Below are 17962 nucleotides of genomic sequence, written 5' to 3'. Positions count from 1 at the left end.
ACGGAAGGCTGCACCCATGAATACAGCAGCTACGCTCCTGGCCGCGGAGGGTAACAACCCCCTTATCCCGCACGCGTACGAACTCGTCGTCGGCATTTTCTCGTTCGCTGTCGTCTTGATCGTCGTCGGTCGCATTCTCACCCCGCGCATCCAGAAGACTCTGGCTGACCGGACCGATGCGATCGAGGGCGGGATCAAGAAGGCCGAGGACGCGCAGGCCGAGGCCCAGTCGGTGCTCAACCAGTACCGCGACAAGCTGCAGGAGGCCCGCCAGGAAGCCGCCCGGCTTCGGGACGAGGCCCGCGAGCAGGGCGCGCAGATCAAGGCCGAGTTCCAGGAGGAGGCCAAGGCCGAGGCGCAGCGGATCATCGCCGCGGCGCACGCCCAGATCGAGGCCGACAAGCAGCAGGCCCTGACCCAGCTGCGCGCCGAGATCGGCCGCCTCTCCACCGACCTGGCCGGACGCATCGTCGGCGAGTCGCTGGAGGACGAGGCCCGGCAGCGTCGCATCGTCGACCGGTTCCTCGCGGAGCTTGAGAACGACGCGGCGGTTCGGTGATGCGTGGTCAGAGCAGGACGTCCCTGGCCGAGGTCGAGGAGCGGTTCAACAGCGTCGCCGGCACCGCCGACCTGGGCGAACTGGCCGACGAACTCTTCGCGGTGGCCGACCTGTTCGACCGCGAGCACGGCCTGCGGCGCACGCTCTCGGACCCGTCCCGGCCCGCAGCCGCGAAACAGGGCGCGATCCGCGCCCTGCTGGACGGCAAGGTGAGCCCGGCGGCGCTGGAGACCACGGTGGCCGTGGTCGAGTCCAAGTGGTCGCACGCCGGTGATCTGGCCGACGCGGTCGAGCGGCTCGGCGTGATCGCCGCCGCCACCGACGCGGAAAGCCACCGACAGCTGGACGACGTCGAGGACGAGCTGTTCCGGTTCGGCCGCATTCTGGCCGCCAACCCGGAGCTGCGCCGCGCCCTGGCCGACCCGAGCAAGCCCGGCAAGGAGCAACTGCTCCAGGAGCTGCTCGGCGGCAAGGTCGCGCCGGCCACGCTCCGCCTGGTCACGCATCTCGCGGTACACCCGCGGAGGCGTAGCCTGGAGGCGGGTCTGGACGAGTACGGCCGGCTGGTCTCGCTGCAGCGGCAGCGCCTGGTGGCCGTGGTCAGCAGCGCCGTACCGCTCTCGGATCAGCAGAAGGAGCGTCTCGCGGCCTGGCTGCGGGCGACCTACGGCCGTGACGTCCACCTGAACGTAGAAGTGGACCCCAAGGTGCTCGGTGGGTTCTCGATCAAAATCGGGGACGAGATCATCGATACCACCATCGCTGGACGTATCGAAGAAGTCCGCCGCCGGTTGGCCGGCTAGGCGAATAGGGAGACAGGAAGAGATGGCGGAGCTGACGATCCGGCCGGACGAGATTCGGGACGCGCTTGAGCGCTTCGTCCAGGCGTACGAGCCGGAAGGCGCGGCGCGCGAGGAGATCGGGACCGTCGTCGACTGCGGCGACGGCATCGCCCATGTCTCCGGCCTGCCCTCGACGATGGCGAACGAATTGCTGGAGTTCGAGGACGGCACGCGTGGCCTGGCGCTGAACCTGGACGTCCGGGAAATCGGTGTGGTTATCCTGGGCGACTTCAGCAAGATCGAGGAGGGCCAGCAGGTACGGCGGACGGGCGAGATCCTGTCCGTGCCGATCGGCGACAACTTCCTCGGCCGAGTGGTGGACCCGCTGGGCAACCCGCTCGACGGCAAGGGCGCGATCGAGTCCGAGGGCCGCCGTGCCCTGGAGACCCAGGCGCCTTCCGTGGTCCAGCGGCAGCCGGTGAAGGAGCCGCTGCAGACCGGCCTCAAGGCGATCGACGCCATGACGCCGATCGGCCGCGGCCAGCGGCAGCTGATCATCGGCGACCGCGGCACCGGCAAGACGGCCATCGCGGTCGACACGATCCTGAACCAGAAGGACAACTGGCTCTCCGGCGACCCGACGAAGCAGGTTCGCTGCGTCTACGTCGCGATCGGCCAGAAGGGTTCGACGATCGCGCAGGTCAAGGGCCGCCTGGAGGAGGCGGGCGCGCTGGAGTACACGACCATCGTGGCCGCTCCGGCGTCCGACCCCGCGGGCTTCAAGTACCTCGCCCCCTACACCGGTTCCGCCATCGGGCAGCACTGGATGTATCAGGGCAAGCACGTCCTCATCATTTTCGACGACCTGACCAAGCAGGCCGACGCGTACCGCGCCGTCTCGCTGCTGCTTCGCCGCCCGCCGGGCCGCGAGGCGTTCCCCGGTGACGTCTTCTACTTGCACTCGCGGCTCCTGGAGCGTTGCGCGAAGCTGTCGGCGGACATGGGCTCCGGCTCGATGACCGGTCTGCCGATCATCGAGACCAAGGGCAACGACGTCTCGGCGTTCATCCCGACCAACGTCATCTCCATCACCGACGGTCAGTGCTTCCTGGAGAGCGACCTGTTCAACTCGGGTGTGCGCCCGGCCATCAACGTCGGCGTCTCGGTCTCCCGCGTGGGTGGCTCGGCCCAGATCAAGGCCATGAAGAAGGTGGCGGGCACGCTCCGCCTCTCGCTCTCCCAGTTCCGTGACCTGGAGGCGTTCGCGTCGTTCGCGTCCGACCTGGACGCGACCTCGCGGGCCCAGCTGGAGCGCGGCTCCCGCCTGGTCGAGCTGCTCAAGCAGGGGCAGTACTCGCCGTTCCCGGTCGAGCGGCAGGTCGTCTCGGTCTGGGCCGGCACCACCGGCGAGCTGGACGACGTCCCGATCGAGGACATCCGCCGGTTCGAGGCGGAGTTCCTGGACTACGTCGCCAGTGCCCACAAGGGCGTGCTGGACGGCATCCGCGAGTCCAAGGACCTCGGCGACGACGCGGTGACCTCGCTGAAGAGCGCGATCACCGAGTTCAAGAAGGGCTTCACCACCTTCTCCGGCGAGATGCTGATCAAGGACGAGCCGGTGGCGCCGCTGGACGCGGCCGAGGTGGGCCAGGAGAAGATCGTCAAGCACGTCCGCAAGACCGGGGAGAGCTGACCGATGGGCGCCCAGCTCAGGTTGCTGCGGCGGCGGATCAAGTCGGTGAAGTCAACCGCCAAGATCACCCGCGCGCAGGAGCTCATCGCGTCTTCGCGCATCGTGAAGGCGCAGCTGCGGATGCAGGCCGCGGTGCCGTACGAGCGGGAGATCACCCGCGCCGTCACCGGGGTCGTCAGCAACACCAGCACGGTCAGCCACCCGCTCACGGTGGCGAAGGAGCAGCCCCGCCGGGCGGGGGTGCTCATCGTCACCAGTGACAGCGGCTTCTGCGGCGGCTTCAACGCCAACATCCTGCGGGAGGCCGAGGCACTGGCCGGGTTGCTGCGCGGCAGGGGCATCGAGCCGACGCCGTTCGTGACCGGGCGGAAGGGCGTCACCTGGCACTCCTTCCGGCATCGGGAGATGGGCGGGCAGTGGACCGGGTTCTCCCGGCGGCCCGCCTACGCCGACGCCAAGGCCATCGCGGACACGCTGATCGAGGCGTTCTCGGCCGAGGACGGGATCGATGAGATCCACATCGTCTCCACCGAGTTCGTGTCGATGCTGACCCAGGCGGCCGTGGTCAAGCGGATCCTGCCGCTGGTGGTCGAGGAGACCACCGAGGCCCCGCCGACGCCGCTGCCGTACTTCGAGTTCGAGCCGACCGCGGGCGACGTGCTGGACTCGTTGCTGCCGCGCTACATCGAGTCGCGCATCTTCACCGCACTGCTCCAGTCGGCGGCCTCGGAGGAGGCCGCCAGGCGGCGGGCGATGAAGTCGGCGACCGACAACGCCAACGAGCTCATCCGCGTGTTCACCATGCAGATGAACCAGGCTCGCCAGGCCGAGATCACCCAGGAAATCAGCGAGATCGTCGGTGGCGCGAACGCGCTGGCCGACGCCGCCGCGGGGAAAGAGTGAAATGACTGCACAGACTGTTGAGACCGGCGTGGGCCGCGTCGCCCGAGTCACCGGTCCCGTCGTCGACGTGGAGTTCCCCGTCGAGGCGATGCCGGAGATCTACAACGCCCTGAACGTCGACGTCACCCTCAACACCGAGGGCGCCGACGTCACCAAGACCCTGACCCTGGAAGTGGCCCAGCACCTGGGCGACAACCTGGTCCGGGCCATCTCGATGCAGCCCACCGACGGCCTGGTCCGCGGCGCGGCGGTGTCCGACTCGGGCAAGCCGATCTCGGTGCCGGTCGGCGACGTGGTCAAGGGGCACGTGTGGAACGCCCTGGGCGAGTCCCTGGACGTGCCGACCGCCTCCCTGAAGATCACCGAGACCTGGGGCATCCACCGCCCGTCTCCGCCGTTCGACCAGCTGGAGTCGCGTACCGAGATGCTGCCCACCGGCATCAAGGTCATCGACCTGCTCACCCCGTACGTGAAGGGTGGGAAGATCGGCCTGTTCGGTGGCGCGGGTGTGGGCAAGACCGTGCTGATCCAGGAGATGATCCGCCGGGTCGCGCTGAAGTTCTCCGGCACCTCGTGCTTCGCGGGCGTCGGCGAGCGCACCCGTGAGGGCAACGACCTCTGGCTGGAGATGGAGGAGGCGGGCGTCCTCAAGGACACCGCGCTCGTCTTCGGCCAGATGGACGAGCCGCCGGGCACCCGGCTGCGCGTCGCGCTCTCCGCGCTGACCATGGCGGAGTACTTCCGCGACGTGCAGAAGCAGGACGTGCTGCTGTTCATCGACAACATCTTCCGGTTCACCCAGGCCGGTTCCGAGGTGTCGACGCTGCTCGGCCGGATGCCGTCCGCGGTGGGTTACCAGCCGACGCTGGCCGACGAGATGGGCGTGCTGCAGGAGCGCATCACCTCCACCCGCGGTCACTCGATCACCTCGATGCAGGCGATCTACGTGCCGGCCGACGACATCACCGACCCGGCGCCGCACAACGCGTTCGCGCACCTGGACGCGCAGACGGTGCTCTCCCGGCCGATCTCGGAGAAGGGCATCTACCCGGCGGTGGACCCGCTGGACTCCTCCTCCCGGATCCTGGACCCCCAGATCATCGGGGAGGAGCACTACGCGGTCGCTCAGGAGACCAAGCGGATCCTGCAGAAGTACAAGGAACTGCAGGACATCATCGCCATCCTGGGCATCGACGAGCTCTCCGAGGACGACAAGGTCACCGTCCAGCGGGCCCGCCGGATCGAGCGGTTCCTCTCCCACCCGATGTACGCCGCCGAGGCGTTCACCGGGCAGCCGGGCGAGTTCGTCTCGCTGGACGAGACGATCGCCTCGTTCAAGGGCCTCTGCGCGGGCGACTACGACCACCTGCCCGAGCAGGCGTTCTTCATGGTCGGCGGCATCGAGCAGGCCATCGCCAAGGCCAAGGAACTGGCTCGCTAAATCGTGAATCGCCGGCCCGGTTCGCGCCGGGCCGGCGGCTCGGCCGCGCCTGTGTCTGGACTGAGGAACGCAGGGTCGCGGAGCGGCCCGGAGTGACGAGGGAAGACACAGGCTCCCCAGCGGCCAAGCCCGCCGATCCGGAGGATCGGCCATGAAGACGGAGGTATGTGGTGGCAAAGCTTCGAGTTGGCGTGGTCTCGCCGGAGCGTGAGATCTGGTCGGGCGACGCCGACATGGTGATTGCCAAGACCGTGGACGGCGAGATCGGTATTATGCCGAATCACGCCCCTGTTCTCGGCGTACTGGTCGAGGGCGGCGTGCTGCGCGTCAAGCGCGGCGCCGAGGGCGACCTGGTGGCGGCGGTGCACGGCGGGTTCATCTCGGTCGCCGACAACGACGTGTCGATCCTGGCGGAGGTGGCGGAGCTCGGCTCCGAGGTCGACGTCGCGAAGGCGAAGGACGCGCTCGAACGGGCGCAGGCCTCGATCGAGGCGGATCAGGACGACGCGGACGCCCGGATAGAGGCCAAGCGGAACCAGGCCCGGCTGCGTGCGGCCGGGGAAGACGTCTAGTTTCTTCAGGAGGGGCGGCGATGGAGGTTATCGCGGGGATCGCGGTGCTCGCCGTCCTGTTCTGTATCAGGGCAGTGGCCCTGAACGCGCGCCGGGGCACGGTCGCCTGCAGCGTGCGGACAGGGGAACGAGGCTGGCAATCCGGGGTAGCCCGGTATGCCGGTGGCGAGCTCCACTGGGTGCCCTTCTTAGGACTGCGACTGAGGCCGCGTCACGCGATTGCGAGACGCGGCCTCACCGTTTCCCGCCGCCGTCCGCTGGACGAGGGCGAGGGCCCGCCGGGTTACTGGATGGTGGAGGCGGGGCCGATCGCGCTGGCGATGAGCGAGGACGCGCTGACCGGCTTCCTGGCCTGGATCGAGTCGGCGCCGCCCAGCGCCCACCTGGATCCGGCTTAGCGGGTCGCGCCCGGCTTCCAGAGCACCTCGGCGCCGGCCGAGGAGACCCGGCACAGAATGAAGAGCAGGTCGCTGAGGCGGTTGAGGTAGGTCGCCGTCAGCGGGTTCACGTCGTCGTGGGCCTCCAGCGCGCCCCAGGTGCTGCGCTCGGCGCGGCGGATGACGGTACGGGCGACGTGCAGGAACGCGGTGGCCTGGTCGCCGCCGGGCAGGATGAAGCTGCGCAGCGGCTTGAGCTCCGCGTTGAAGCGGTCACACTGCGCCTCCAGCCGATCGATGTACGGCTGCGTGATCCGCAACGGCGGAAACTCCGGATTGTCGCGGACCGGGGCGCACAGGTCGGCCCCCACGTCGAACAGCTCGTTCTGGACCAGCGTGAGCGCCTCCGCGATCTCCGGCTGGAGCCCGCCGGTGGCCAGCGCCACCCCGAGGGCCGCGTTGGCCTCCTCCACGTCCGCGTACGCGGCCAGGCGCGGGTCGGTCTTGCCGGTGCGGCTCATGTCGCCGAGCGCGGTGCTGCCGTCGTCGCCGGTCCGCGTGTAGATCTTGGAAAGCACTACCGGCTGGTCGTTGTCCCCACGTGTCATGTCGCTCAGCGTACGAGATGACATCTGTCATCTCCGATGTGGGTGAAAGCCATATCAACCCCCTGATATCGGCGTCTATCGCGCCACAACCCAACCAAGAAATGATCGTCACATGTTGGACATCACTGGATTGCGCAAGACGTTCGGGGCCGACAAGGTCGCCCTCGACGGCGTGAGCTTCGCCGTACGGCCCGGGGAGATGTTCGGGTTCGTCGGCGCGAACGGCGCCGGGAAGACCACCACGATGCGGATCGTGATGGGGGTGCTCAGCGCGGACGCCGGCCAGGTGGCCTGGCAGGGGCGCCCGCTCGGGTTCGCCGAGCGGCGGCGGTTCGGCTACATGCCGGAGGAGCGCGGTCTCTACCAGAAGATGAAGGTCGGCGAGCAGATCGACTACTTCGGGCGGCTGCACGGGCTGTCCCCGGCGGACGCGGCGAAGGCGACCACCGGGCTGGTGGAGCGGCTCGGGCTGACCGAGCGGCGCGGCGACGCGGTGGAGGCGCTCTCGCTCGGCAACCAGCAGCGGGTGCAGCTGGCGGTGGCGCTGGTGCACGACCCTGAGGTGCTGGTGCTGGACGAGCCGTTCTCGGGGCTGGACCCGCTCGCGGTGGAGGCGCTCGCCGAGGTGCTGCAGGAGCGGGCCAGGGGCGGGGTGCCAGTGATCTTCTCCAGTCACCAGCTGGAGCTGGTGGACCGGCTGTGCGACTCGATCGGGATCATCTCGGCCGGGCGGATGGTGGCCAGCGGGAGCGTGGACGCGCTGCGGTCGGCGGAGGGGCAGCGGCTGCGGGTCGTGGTGCGGGATCCCAAGCCCGGGTGGGCGGAGAATCTGCCCGGCACGCTGACCGTGGCGGGGGACCGGGAGACGCTGGTCGTGACCGGGGGCGATGATCAGGCGATCCTGCGCGCGGCCGTACAGGCGGGGCGGGTTGAGCATTTCGGGTCCGAGCGGCCGACCATCACCGAGATCTTCAAGGAGGCCGTGTCATGAAAAATCACCTCTTTATGGTGGCTGGGCGGGAGATTCGGGCCCAAGTGCGGACCAAGGCGTTCGTGATCGGGTTGATCGTGTCGGTGCTGGTGGTGGGCGGGCTCGCGTTCGCGCCGAAGCTGCTGGGCGGGCCGGATTCGTACACGCTGGGCCGGGTTCAGGTGGCGGAGCTGCCGGTGGCCACCTTCGCGCCGGACGCGGAGATCAAGTGGCGGGAGTTCCCCGACGAGGCGGCGGCCAAGACGGCCCTGCTGGACGGGGACGTGGACGCGGCGGTGGTGTCGGGCAGCCGGGTGCTCACCGACGGGGAGATCGACAGCGAGCTCGGGCTGCTGCTGCAGAGCGCCAACCGGGAGGCGCAGATCGGCGCGTCCGGCGTGACCATCACGCCGCTGGCGATGGAGTCGGTCGGCGCGGACGCCCGCTACGAGGGGGCCAGGCGCGGCATCGCGACCGTGCTGGTGCTGGTGCTGTTCTTCATGATCATCGGTTCGGTGATGATGGTCGCGATGGGTGTGGTGGAGGAGAAGGGCAGCCGGATCGTGGAGATCCTGCTCACCTCGATCCGGCCCTGGCAACTGCTCGGCGGCAAGATCCTCGGGCTCGGCGTGGTCGGCCTGATCAACATGGCCGCGATCCTGGCCGCCGGTCTGGCCGGGGCGCTGGTGTCCGGCCTGGCCGCGGACTTCCCGCCCGGCATGACCGGCATCGTGATCGGGGCGCTGGTCTGGTTCATCCTCGGATACGCCTTCTTCGCCGCCTTCTCCGGAGCGCTGGCCGCGCTGGTCTCCCGGCAGGAGGAGGTCGGCAACGTGCTCCAGCCGATGACCCTGCTGCTCATGGTCAGCTACGGCGTCTCGTTCTACGCCTCCGCCGACCCGACCGCGCCCATCGCGACCGTGCTCTCCTTCATCCCGCCGTTCTCCTCGATGGTCATGCCGGTGCGTACGGCCGCCGCCGAGGTGCCGGTCTGGGAGGTCGCGCTGTCCGGGGCGCTCATGCTGGCGGCCGTGGTCGGGATGCTGGCCCTGGGCGCCCGGATCTACGAGCGGGCCGTGCTGCGGACCGGAGCCCGGGTTCGCCTGCTTGAGGTCATCACCGGCAACAAGCCGTAAAATGCCGGAAATGGAGGACAAGGGGATCACACGGGCACGGCGCATCGTTCTGGTAACCCTGAACATGACGCTCGTGGTCGTGTGGGTGATCGTCCTGCTCAGCTCCGCGGCGGGCCTCGTGCTGCGGACGCTTCCCCCGGCGCGGGTCATCCCCGCCCTGATCGGGCTGGTGGTCTTCAGCTGGCTGTTCCTGCGGATCACCCGGGCCGTCCTGGACCACCGCTACGCCACCCGCGAGGTCGTGATCGCCGGCGTCCTGGCGCTGGTGCTGAGCGCGCTCGGCGGCGGCAGCCCCACCGGCTGGGGCTTCGTCCCGCTCGGCTGGCTCTCGGTGGCGGCCATCGGCCTCAGCCGCCGCCGCGCGGTCCTGCTCGGCCTGGCCACCACCCTGGTGACCTCCCCGCTGTCGATCTGGGGCATGCTCACCGTCACCGACCACTCCTGGGCCGGCACGGCGGATGGTTCCGTCGCCGGGTTCATCATCGGCGTGCTGCTCTACAACACCCTGATGTGCAGCATCTTCCCCTGGGCCAACCGCCTCTGGGTCTGGATCTGGCAGCTGGCCGAGCAGGCCCACGACGGCAAGGAGGCGCAGTCCCGGCTGGCCGTCGCCGAGGAACGCCTGCGCTTCGCCCGCGACCTGCACGACCTGGTCGGCCACCAGCTCTCCGCGATCGCCGTCAAGAGCGAGCTGGCGGTCCGGCTGGCCCCCGACCCCGAGGCCGCGGGGGCCGAGATGGCCGAGGTCAGGTCGCTGGCCAGGAAGGCGTTGCGTGAGCTCAGGGAGGCCGTGCGCGGCTATCGGGAGCTCGACCTGGTGGCCGAGCTGGGCAGCGTGCGCGGGGTGCTGGAGGCGGCCGGGGTGGACTGCCGGCTGCATCTGCCGTACCGGGACGTGCCGGCCGGGGTAGCCCCCGTATTCGCCTGGGTGATCAGGGAGGCCGTCACCAACGTGCTGCGGCACAGCACGGCCACCGTCTGCGACATCACGGTCCGCTTCAACGGCGAGGAGGCGGTCCTCGAAGTCACCAATGACGGCGTCACCCCTCGACCGGTCGAGGATCTGGGCAGCGGCCTGGCCGGCCTGACCGAGCGCCTGGCCGCCGTCGGCGGCACCCTCACCGCCCGCCCGAACGGCTCGGGCGAGTTCACCCTGCGCGCCGTCGCCCCCGTGCTGGCCGGGGTCCCCGCATGATCCGCGTCCTGCTCGCCGACGACGAACATCTGGTACGGCAGGCCATCGCCACCCTGCTCACCCTCGAATCCGACCTCGAGGTGGTCGCCCAGGTGGCCCGCGGCGACGAGGTCAAGGCCGCCGTCACCGCGCACCGCCCCGACGTCGTCGTCCTGGACGTGGAGATGCCCGGCCTGGACGGCCTCACCGTGGCCGAATCCCTCCCCGGCCAGGCCATGGTGATCCTCACCAGCTTCGGCCGCCCCGGCTACCTGCGCCGCGCCCTGGCCGCCGGCGTCCGCGGCTTCATCCCCAAGGACGCCTCCGCCGACGAACTGGCCACCGCCATCCGCAAGGTCCACGCCGGCGGGCGCTACCTGGACCCCGAGATGGCCGCCTCGGCGATGATGGCCGGCGAGAGCCCGCTGACCGAACGCGAGCGCGACGCCCTCGCCCTGGCCGCCCGGGGCGCCTCGGTCAGCGAGATAGCCGCCGCGCTGCACCTGACCGAGGGCACGGTACGCAACTATCTCTCCAACGCCATCGCCAAACTGGGCGTGGGCAACCGCATCACCGCCATCCGGGCCGCCCAGGACATGGGCTGGATCTGACGGTTCTTGGCACGCCACATCGGCTGGGGTGCGCTGTTCGCGGGTAGTGGTGTGCCATTGTGCGAATACGGAGCGTGATCGACGCTTTCGCTGAAGGGACGAATGCCGTCAGGTAGCTGCGCGCTTTTCGCGTGCGTTGTCGTCCTTGTGGTTATCGGGCTCGGCGCTGGGGTCGGGCGTCTTCATAGATATGCCGGCCCGCCTCCGGTAAGGGAGGCGGGCCATGAAATCTCATGAAATATCGGGAAATCTGTCAGTGCCGAAATGACTGGCGGAACACGTGGACCGCCGTTTTTATGATCACTTCCGTGGGTGGCGGGTGTTCGGAGATCACCCACTCGATCAGCAGTTCGGTGATCGCGCCGATCAGGGCCAGCGCCAGCAGGTGCAACTCCGTCGGAGGCCGTACCGGCAGGTCGGCGACCGAGCCCTCGATTATCTTGGTGAACTCCAGCACCGCCCGCTGCCGGGAGGTGTTCAGCACGTCCCCCGCCCGGCGCACCTCCAGGTGCATGATCCGGGCCCGCCGCTCGTCCGCGGTGACGAAGCGCACGTACTCCGTGATCCCGGCCGCGATCCGCGCGTCCAGATTGCTGGGCGCCTGGTCGATCGCCTTGGCGATGGCCTGCAGGGTCTCCTCCACGCACCGGTCGTAGACCGCGCGCATGAGTGCTTCCCTCCCCGAGAAGCACTCATAGAAGGCCCGGTTGGAGATCCGCGCGGTCGCGCAGAGCCGTTCGATCGTCGTAGCGTGAAATCCCGGACTCGCGAACAGCGTGTACGCGGCCAGGATCAGCCGTTCTCGCCGGTCTGCCAGCCGTTCCTCGGCCGACATCCCCCGATAGTCCCGTCCCGCCAAAATCTTCACCTCACGCCGTCATGGCCCCCCAGAAGCCACCATTATGGACGCAAGATCTTTTTTCTGGAAGTATCGGGAAATTAGCGCTTTCTACGACCGTGAAGTAGAGAGATGATCTTGACAAGGCGGTCAAGTTCGGCGGGTGTTCGCCCAAACGAGGTGAGGTTCATTCCGGGCATGGCGAAACGCTGCCGCGAAACGGCTTTCGGTCGGGCGAACTCGCGCAGCCCGTCCGCGCCGTGAATACGGCCGAAGCCTGACTCGCCGGTGCCGCCGAACGGGAGCGCCGGCACGCCGACGAACGAGACGACCGAGTTGATGGCGGTCATGCCGGTGAGCATCCGCCGGGCGAGCTCCGTGGCGCGCTTCGCGTTCCCGGAGAAGACGGTCCCGGCCAGGCCGTACGCGGAGGCGTTGGCCTTCTCCAGCGCCTCGGCGGCGTCGGCGACGCGTTTGACGGTTACCGTCGGGCCGAAAGTCTCCTCGCGGACCGCGCCGGACTCCTCGGGGACGTCGGTCACGATCACCGGATCCACGAACGGCGCCCGTACCGACTCGGGCCCGCCGACGACCGCCTTCCCGCTGGCGGTGGCGTCGTCGATGTGCCGCCGGATGACGTCCAGCTGCTTGGGCATGGTGATCGGGCCGTAGTGCTCCCCGGCGCGGATGCCGCGGGCGCGCTCGGTGAGCTCGCGCAGGAACTCGTCGTACACCGAGTTCACCGCGTACACCCGCTCGACGCCCACGCAGGTCTGCCCCGAATTGGACATCGCACCCCAGAGCGCGGCATCGGCGGCGGCCTTCAGGTCCGCGCCCTCGTCCACGATGAAGGCGTCCTTGCCGCCGCACTCGGCCACCATCGGGGTCAGGTTGGCCGCGCAGGCCGCCATCACCCGGCGCGCGGTCGGCGCCGACCCGGTGAACGCGATCTTCTTGATCCCCGGATCCCCGGCCAGCGCCGCCCCGGTCTCGCCGTGCCCCGTCACCACCTGGAGCACCGGCTGCTCGGGCACCGACTCGGCGAACAGCTCCGCCAGCAGCACGCCGACGCCCGGGGTGTACTCGCTCGGCTTGAACACCACCGCGTTACCGGCCGCCAGCGCGTACGCGATCGACCCCATCGGCGTGAAGACCGGATAGTTCCACGGCCCGATCACCCCGACCACACCCAGCGGCAGATACTCCAGCGTCGCCGCCATGTTCATCGCGATCAGCCCACTGGCCACCCGCCGCCGCCCGAGCACCTTCTCCGCATTACGGGCGGCCCAGTCCAAATGCGTGATCGCCAGCACGCTCTCCAGCGTCGCGTCCCCGGCCGGCTTCCCGGTCTCCCGCGCCACCATCTCGACGATCTTGTCGAGGTTCTGGGTCAGAACCGCCTTGAAATCAAGCAGCCGCCGCCGTCGCTCCCGGAACCCGAGCCCCGCCCACCACACCGCCGCCACGGCGGCCCGCTCGATCGCGGCATGCACGGCCACCGCGTCATGACGCGGATACGAGGCCAGCACCCCACCGGTCGCCGGATCGAACGACTCAAACGTCCCCAGCTCAGCGAGCGACATGTCGGCATCCTCCTATACACCCACGATAACGCCCGTAATTATTCACTTACAACACCGGTCATCGCCCGGCGATCACCAGTGGCTCGGGGTCGTCGGGAAGGAAGAAGCTGGCCCGGAGCCCCGGAAACGTGGTCGCGGCGACCGAGGCCGAGAGCATCACGGCCAGGAGCAGCCAGATCGCGTCCTCGATGCCGACCGACCCGACCAGGAGACCGCCGAGGAGCGGGCCGAGTGTGATGGCGCCGAACCCGATCAGGCGGGACACGCTCAGCACCCGCCCGACCGCGCCCTGATCGACGCCCTCGGCCACCAGCATCCGGATGTTCACGTTGCTCTTCCCGCCGGACACCCCCATCAGGCCGAGCGCACCCGCGAAAGCCCACACGGTCGGCCCCCAGATCACCGGGATGAACAGGGCCAGCACCCAGAGCCACATGTGCAGCAACCACATGGACACCCGTGGCCAGCGACGGCGCCCTGCCTGGGCGTTGTCGTCGCGGACTCCGAAGATCCTCCGGGCCAGGTCCTGGCTGATCCGGGCGATGCTCGACCCGAAGACCCCGCCCAGTCCGGCCATGGCCACCACGGCGCCGATCCAGATCGGCGAGACCGTTTCGGCGGCCGACGCGAAGAAGATGATTATCAACGCGTGCACCACCATGTTGGTCAGCGCGGTGGTGAGTGTCGCCGTGCGGAGCACGGTGAACTCCCAGAGCAGCCGGAACCCCTGCACGATGTCCGGCAGTAACCGGGTCCGTACCTGCGGCCGCTGCCGGGTGCCCGGCGGCAGGGCCGCGACGGTGGACAGCGACACGGCGCAGAGCACCGCGTTGGCGACCAGCGGCACCCAGGCCAGCAGACCGAACAAAGCGCCCCCGAAGGGCCGCCCCAGCAGGACGGCGACATGGTTGGCGACCTCGTGCCGGCTGAGCCTGGCCGCCAGATCCGGGCCATCCGGCAGGGTGGGCAGCATCGCCGCGGTGGCGAGGCTGTGGAACACCGCCAGCGACCCTTCGACGAACGCGACGATCACCAGATGGCCGAACGTCGGTACGCCCAGCGCCAGCGCCACCCCGAGGCTGAGCCCGGAGACGGCCCGGATCGAGTCGGCGACCAGCATCACCCGCCGGTAGTCCGATCGATCGACCAGTGCTCCCGCGAGCACATAGAACAGCACGTTGGGCAGCGCCCAGGCGAACCCCACCCAGCCGGCGTCGCTGGCCGAGTTGGAGATGGTGAGGGCGAGCAGGGGGTAGGTGACTCCGAAGATTCGCGAGGCGAGCATGGAAGCGAAGGAGCCTACCCACGCCTTGGTGAAGGCGTTCATGCGCGAGGAATCCCGCGATCGCCGTCTGGAGTCCGGAACCCCATACTCTGTCGTCACCTGTCCCGCGATAACGTCACGCACTTCACGTCCGCGAGACCGGCCCCGATACATCGTGGGCCGAGTGACCACGTGGGACGTGCCTAGGAGACGTCAGACGCCTCACGTCGGGTCTTCGCTTGAATCACCTATTCAAAGGCCCGAGCATAGCTCTCGCGCGACCGAATTCGTGGGCAAAAAGGGGAGGGCTGGAGGAATCCAGTGCTCTCAGGACGAGAATCTTTACGCGTGCGGTGTCGCCCGCCAGATGGGCCACCTCGGCTGCGTGAAGGAGCACGGGACCACTGTCGGGGGCGTCGGCCACTGCTTCGTTCATGATGGTTTGCGCCTCGTCCAGCCGGCCCGATCCCGCCAGAGCAAGTGCGTGTGCCGCCCGTATCGCGGGTGCGGACGCCCGGCTCGGATGCAGGCGGCGCAGCCGTTCGAAATCCGCCCGGGCCGCCTGATAGTCGCCCAGGTCGGCCAGGACTTCGGTCCGGTTGGCCAGCGCTTCCGCGTGGTCGGGCGTGGTCACCAGGACGCTGTTGAACAGGCTGCGCGCCGCGGCGAGCCGCCCCAGATGCCAGCTGGCCCGGCCAAGGTCGATCCGGATGGAGTTGTCATTGGGCAAATGCTTCAATGCGGCCTGGAACTGCTCCAGCGCCCGGTCCGGCAATCGTCGTTCCAATTCGATCCGGCCGACTGCCTGCTGCAGCCTCGCCACGGCTGACCAGGCGGAAACCGCCGCGAATTGCCGGATAGCGTCGCTGTACCGCCGTTCCGCCTCGTCCAGGTGACTTTGCAGGAACGCGATGTCGCCGAGCAGGGAGTTGGCCTCCGCGGCGATTCGCAGGGCGAGGCTGTCCGTGCCCCGTTCCGCTGTTCTGACGCATTGTGTGGCATATCGTGCGGCGCTCGTGAAATCACCCTCGGCCAGGGCCGCCTCCGCTGACCGTTGATAGTCGGCCGCGCGCGGTTCGATCGTGCCGCGGGACAGAGTGGCGCCCGCCCAGGGATGGTTCGCCTGCTGAACGGGCTCGATGAGCCGATCGTGCTGTAGCTCGTACCAGCGTGCCCCGGATCGGCGTTCGGACCGCAGGATGTGGTGCCGTTCGAATGCGCGGGCCACCTGGTTGGGCATGCCCCGGGTCTGGTCGCGGCCTTCGTAGGCCTGGGCCCGGGTCCCGTGCTCGGTGATGAACGATTCTTCCAGCCATTTGCGCAGCAGGTCTTCCGGCGTGTCGAATTCCGAGGCCAGGATCGCGACGGTGCGCTCGTACAGGCCCATCAGGGCCAGGCTGACATCACCGAAAGCGCGGATGTCCTCTTCGGTGATGACCGTGCGGTCCTCCGGCAGCCCCTCCCACAGGGCCGCGCAGACCACCTGGAGTTGCCACGGCTCCACCTCGTCGGTCTGTACGGCGGCCAGCTCACCCAACGTGTTCCGGGTCCGCACGGTACGGAGATCGCGGACCAGGCTGTCCGCCGCGTCGCCCTCGAAGGAGCGCGGGGTGTCCCCGACCGGCCCGACGACGGCCGCCACCGCTTCGTCGGGGCCGAGCGCGAGCAGCCGCATCCGCGCTCTCGCGTGACCCGCGAGGGACGCCTCGTAGGGGAGCACGGCGGCGACGGCGTCCTCGCGGATGGAGATCAGGAGACGGAGGTGCGGCACGTCCTTGGTCGCCCGGCTGAGCTCGATCATGAAATCGTCGGCCTGTTTCCGCCACACCGAGGTGGCGATCAGGACTTCTTCGAACTGGTCGATCGCGGCGAACAGCGGAAGGTCGTCCCCGTACCGATGTTTCTTGGCCGGGCGGGCCAGCAGGAAATCGGAGATGGTCTTGCCGGCCAGCCCCACCGGGGAGTCCGAAGGCGACCAGGACGACAGGAGCGAGAAGGTGAAGGGGTTGTGCGCCGACACGGTGGGGGCCGGTAGGACCGAGGCGGGGACGGCGCGTCCGACGGGCAGCAGGTCGACGTGGTCACGGCGGAGTCTGGGGAGCGCGCCGGCGCGCAGAAGCGAGGTCTTTCCGATGCCGGAGGGGCCGTAGAGGATCACCAGTTGGTTGCTGCACCAGAGGTCGGCGAGTTCGCGTGATTCTCGGGAGCGCCCGAAGAACCGCTCGGCATGGTCCGCGTCGAAGGGCTGTAGGCCCACGTACGGGTTGTCCATCAGCCCCACCCCATGCGGAGGCGTAACTCGGCACAGAAATCATTAACTGTACCCCAATATATAGTTATCTTCCATCTGTCGAAGTATTCGGTTAGATACTTCTGCGCTTGTCTTCGTCGCCGCGGCGGAAGGTCGGGTGGGGGGAGCTGCACGCTCACATGCCGTCGCAGGTGTACTTCCGACAACGTCTGGCGTAGTCCCTGGAACAGGACATTGAACGTCCAGTCCTGCAGGCTGTATCCGATGAACAAGAGCGGGCGGTCGGTCAGCCAGGGCCGGATCGCCACCGGAACGAGTTTGCGGCCGTCGGCCGCGTAGTCCTTGGACAGATTGATCAGAAAACTGACGTAGTCGCTTCTGCTGATCACCAGTGAGCGTGCCTCGTCCGCACTGCCGTGCAGGTGGAAGACGACCGGTTCCTCTTTGTACGGACGCAGGTCGTCATCGACCCTGGCGGCGATGTCCGCCGAGTTCAGGTACCACGGACAGATCACGCTTTTCGGATGCTTGCCGCGCTTCGTCAGCGCCTGGCTCATGAACCTGTCGTAATTCGTGGTGATGTACACCGCCAGCGGGAATCTCGCCAGCAACGCGTGCGGCTCACCCGGATCGTCGAAGTCCGGTACGCCACAGCCGTCCAGCCGCTCCAGCACCTGCTGCTTGACGAAAACGGGATCACCCGCGTCGATGGCGGCGAAATCCATCACCTCCGGGAGCGAGGTTCTGTCGTCGAACGGATAGCGGACCCGCGCCGCCCATTCCAGGCTCAGTTCGCGCCCGGTGGGCAGGATCCCCGAGCACATTCCGGCGCCCAGAAAGGGCGTGCAGTCACCGCTCTCCAGACCGTAAACGAGTCGCTGCCAGTCAAGCTCCTTCATTTGGGTCGGCTCATGGAAATTCGATCATCAGATCGCGGAATCGAAACGCGCGAGTTGATCGACTGTGCCGGCTTCCTCGTCCTGTACGCGGCGAGCCGCCCGGGTGATGAGACTGTCCTTCATGCGGGAAAGAGCGTCGAGCTTCACATCTTCGAGATTGATGAGACCGCCCTGTAGATCGCCCACACCGCCGCCCTCCGTAGTTGCGAGCCATCCGTCACCTCCTTGATAAGGTACATAGCCGCTGTAGTCCAGCCCCACCTAATTATGTGATTCCATGAGTTAGTATCTTCACCAGTGA

Annotated in this window: 18 protein-coding genes; 11 read left to right on the top strand and 7 right to left on the bottom strand. The window is 68.4% G+C overall.

Annotation, left to right across the window (positions count from 1 at the left end):
- Positions 1 to 16: 16 nt before the first annotated feature.
- The 7 genes from Acor_RS22695 (at position 17) to Acor_RS22665 (ending at position 6348) form a co-directional block, all read left to right on the top strand.
- The gene (locus tag Acor_RS22695; protein WP_155338732.1) at positions 17 to 559 is read left to right on the top strand and encodes a F0F1 ATP synthase subunit B; all 543 of its coding nucleotides are present in this window, start codon (positions 17 to 19) and stop codon (positions 557 to 559) included.
- Positions 559 to 1362, top strand: a complete 804-nt coding sequence (locus Acor_RS22690; RefSeq protein WP_155338731.1) for a F0F1 ATP synthase subunit delta — start codon at positions 559 to 561, stop codon at positions 1360 to 1362. Before Acor_RS22695 ends, Acor_RS22690 begins: the two co-directional genes overlap by 1 nt.
- Positions 1363 to 1384: 22 nt before the next feature.
- Positions 1385 to 3034, top strand: coding sequence for a F0F1 ATP synthase subunit alpha (gene atpA, locus Acor_RS22685; protein WP_155338730.1), 1650 nt, complete (start codon positions 1385 to 1387; stop codon positions 3032 to 3034).
- A 3-nt stretch (positions 3035 to 3037) separates the two neighbouring features.
- On the top strand, positions 3038 to 3937 hold the full coding sequence (locus Acor_RS22680; RefSeq protein WP_155338729.1) for a F0F1 ATP synthase subunit gamma: 900 nt from the start codon (positions 3038 to 3040) through the stop codon (positions 3935 to 3937).
- Position 3938: 1 nt separating this feature from the next.
- Positions 3939 to 5378, top strand: coding sequence for a F0F1 ATP synthase subunit beta (gene atpD, locus Acor_RS22675; protein ID WP_155338728.1), 1440 nt, complete (start codon positions 3939 to 3941; stop codon positions 5376 to 5378).
- 170 nt (positions 5379 to 5548) lie between these two features.
- On the top strand, positions 5549 to 5950 hold the full coding sequence (locus Acor_RS22670) for a F0F1 ATP synthase subunit epsilon (RefSeq protein ID WP_155338727.1): 402 nt from the start codon (positions 5549 to 5551) through the stop codon (positions 5948 to 5950).
- A 20-nt stretch (positions 5951 to 5970) separates the two neighbouring features.
- Entirely contained in the window at positions 5971 to 6348 is a 378-nt protein-coding gene (locus Acor_RS22665) for a DUF2550 domain-containing protein (protein WP_155338726.1), read from the top strand.
- On the opposite strand, the gene Acor_RS22660 is transcribed toward Acor_RS22665, so the two are convergent.
- Positions 6345 to 6935, bottom strand: coding sequence for a cob(I)yrinic acid a,c-diamide adenosyltransferase (locus Acor_RS22660; RefSeq protein ID WP_155338725.1), 591 nt, complete (start codon positions 6933 to 6935; stop codon positions 6345 to 6347). The two genes, Acor_RS22665 and Acor_RS22660, sit on opposite strands and share 4 nt — an antisense overlap.
- 112 nt (positions 6936 to 7047) lie before the next feature.
- Between Acor_RS22660 and Acor_RS22655 the strand changes: the two genes are divergently transcribed.
- Genes Acor_RS22655 through Acor_RS22640 form a run of 4 tightly spaced genes read left to right on the top strand, consistent with a single transcriptional unit; the run spans position 7048 to position 10826 of the window.
- The gene (locus Acor_RS22655) at positions 7048 to 7926 is read left to right on the top strand and encodes an ABC transporter ATP-binding protein (protein WP_155338724.1); all 879 of its coding nucleotides are present in this window, start codon (positions 7048 to 7050) and stop codon (positions 7924 to 7926) included.
- Positions 7923 to 9041 carry an ABC transporter permease gene (locus Acor_RS22650; RefSeq protein ID WP_155338723.1) on the top strand — a complete coding sequence of 373 codons (1119 nt, stop codon included), beginning with the start codon at positions 7923 to 7925 and terminating at the stop codon, positions 9039 to 9041. The genes Acor_RS22655 and Acor_RS22650 overlap by 4 nt, the downstream gene beginning before the upstream one ends.
- A gap of 10 nt (positions 9042 to 9051) precedes the next feature.
- On the top strand, positions 9052 to 10236 hold the full coding sequence (locus Acor_RS22645; RefSeq protein WP_170317041.1) for a sensor histidine kinase: 1185 nt from the start codon (positions 9052 to 9054) through the stop codon (positions 10234 to 10236).
- On the top strand, positions 10233 to 10826 hold the full coding sequence (locus tag Acor_RS22640; RefSeq protein WP_155338721.1) for a response regulator transcription factor: 594 nt from the start codon (positions 10233 to 10235) through the stop codon (positions 10824 to 10826). The genes Acor_RS22645 and Acor_RS22640 overlap by 4 nt, the downstream gene beginning before the upstream one ends.
- 253 nt (positions 10827 to 11079) lie before the next feature.
- On the opposite strand, the gene Acor_RS22635 is transcribed toward Acor_RS22640, so the two are convergent.
- The 6 genes from Acor_RS22635 to Acor_RS22610 all read right to left on the bottom strand — a co-directional run bounded on the left by Acor_RS22635 (position 11080) and on the right by Acor_RS22610 (position 17922).
- Positions 11080 to 11685: a TetR/AcrR family transcriptional regulator gene (locus Acor_RS22635; RefSeq protein ID WP_246238984.1), complete on the bottom strand. Its 606-nt coding sequence runs from the start codon at positions 11683 to 11685 to the stop codon at positions 11080 to 11082.
- Positions 11686 to 11765: 80 nt separating this feature from the next.
- Entirely contained in the window at positions 11766 to 13247 is a 1482-nt protein-coding gene (locus tag Acor_RS22630) for an aldehyde dehydrogenase family protein (RefSeq protein ID WP_155338720.1), read from the bottom strand.
- A 58-nt stretch (positions 13248 to 13305) separates the two neighbouring features.
- Positions 13306 to 14574 (bottom strand): MFS transporter, encoded by a 1269-nt coding sequence (locus Acor_RS22625; RefSeq protein ID WP_170317040.1) that lies wholly within the window; start codon positions 14572 to 14574, stop codon positions 13306 to 13308.
- Between the two features lie 181 nt (positions 14575 to 14755).
- The gene (locus Acor_RS22620) at positions 14756 to 16783 is read right to left on the bottom strand and encodes a tetratricopeptide repeat protein (RefSeq protein ID WP_155338718.1); all 2028 of its coding nucleotides are present in this window, start codon (positions 16781 to 16783) and stop codon (positions 14756 to 14758) included.
- A complete protein-coding gene (locus Acor_RS22615) occupies positions 16783 to 17661 on the bottom strand; it encodes an SIR2 family NAD-dependent protein deacylase (protein WP_155338717.1) in 879 nt (292 codons plus the stop codon). The genes Acor_RS22620 and Acor_RS22615 overlap by 1 nt, the downstream gene beginning before the upstream one ends.
- 27 nt (positions 17662 to 17688) lie before the next feature.
- A complete protein-coding gene (locus Acor_RS22610; RefSeq protein ID WP_155338716.1) occupies positions 17689 to 17922 on the bottom strand; it encodes a hypothetical protein in 234 nt (77 codons plus the stop codon).
- Positions 17923 to 17962 lie beyond the last annotated feature (40 nt).

The organism is Acrocarpospora corrugata, assembly GCF_009687845.1.
GTDB lineage: Bacteria > Actinomycetota > Actinomycetes > Streptosporangiales > Streptosporangiaceae > Acrocarpospora > Acrocarpospora corrugata.
Note: the sequence above shows the minus strand (reverse complement) of the source record. Positions and strands in the feature narration are given on the sequence as shown.

Coding starts and splice junctions, on each gene's coding strand:
- Acor_RS22680 (WP_155338729.1), top strand. CDS start 3,038: ATGGGCGCCCAGCTCAGGTTGCTGCGGCGGCGGATCAAGTCGGTGAAG.
- Acor_RS22655 (WP_155338724.1), top strand. CDS start 7,048: ATGTTGGACATCACTGGATTGCGCAAGACGTTCGGGGCCGACAAGGTC.
- Acor_RS22630 (WP_155338720.1), bottom strand. CDS start 13,247: ATGTCGCTCGCTGAGCTGGGGACGTTTGAGTCGTTCGATCCGGCGACC.
- atpD (WP_155338728.1), top strand. CDS start 3,939: ATGACTGCACAGACTGTTGAGACCGGCGTGGGCCGCGTCGCCCGAGTC.
- Acor_RS22690 (WP_155338731.1), top strand. CDS start 559: ATGCGTGGTCAGAGCAGGACGTCCCTGGCCGAGGTCGAGGAGCGGTTC.
- Acor_RS22650 (WP_155338723.1), top strand. CDS start 7,923: ATGAAAAATCACCTCTTTATGGTGGCTGGGCGGGAGATTCGGGCCCAA.
- Acor_RS22625 (WP_170317040.1), bottom strand. CDS start 14,574: ATGAACGCCTTCACCAAGGCGTGGGTAGGCTCCTTCGCTTCCATGCTC.
- Acor_RS22695 (WP_155338732.1), top strand. CDS start 17: ATGAATACAGCAGCTACGCTCCTGGCCGCGGAGGGTAACAACCCCCTT.
- atpA (WP_155338730.1), top strand. CDS start 1,385: ATGGCGGAGCTGACGATCCGGCCGGACGAGATTCGGGACGCGCTTGAG.
- Acor_RS22665 (WP_155338726.1), top strand. CDS start 5,971: ATGGAGGTTATCGCGGGGATCGCGGTGCTCGCCGTCCTGTTCTGTATC.
- Acor_RS22660 (WP_155338725.1), bottom strand. CDS start 6,935: ATGACACGTGGGGACAACGACCAGCCGGTAGTGCTTTCCAAGATCTAC.
- Acor_RS22620 (WP_155338718.1), bottom strand. CDS start 16,783: ATGGACAACCCGTACGTGGGCCTACAGCCCTTCGACGCGGACCATGCC.
- Acor_RS22645 (WP_170317041.1), top strand. CDS start 9,052: ATGGAGGACAAGGGGATCACACGGGCACGGCGCATCGTTCTGGTAACC.
- Acor_RS22615 (WP_155338717.1), bottom strand. CDS start 17,661: ATGAAGGAGCTTGACTGGCAGCGACTCGTTTACGGTCTGGAGAGCGGT.
- Acor_RS22640 (WP_155338721.1), top strand. CDS start 10,233: ATGATCCGCGTCCTGCTCGCCGACGACGAACATCTGGTACGGCAGGCC.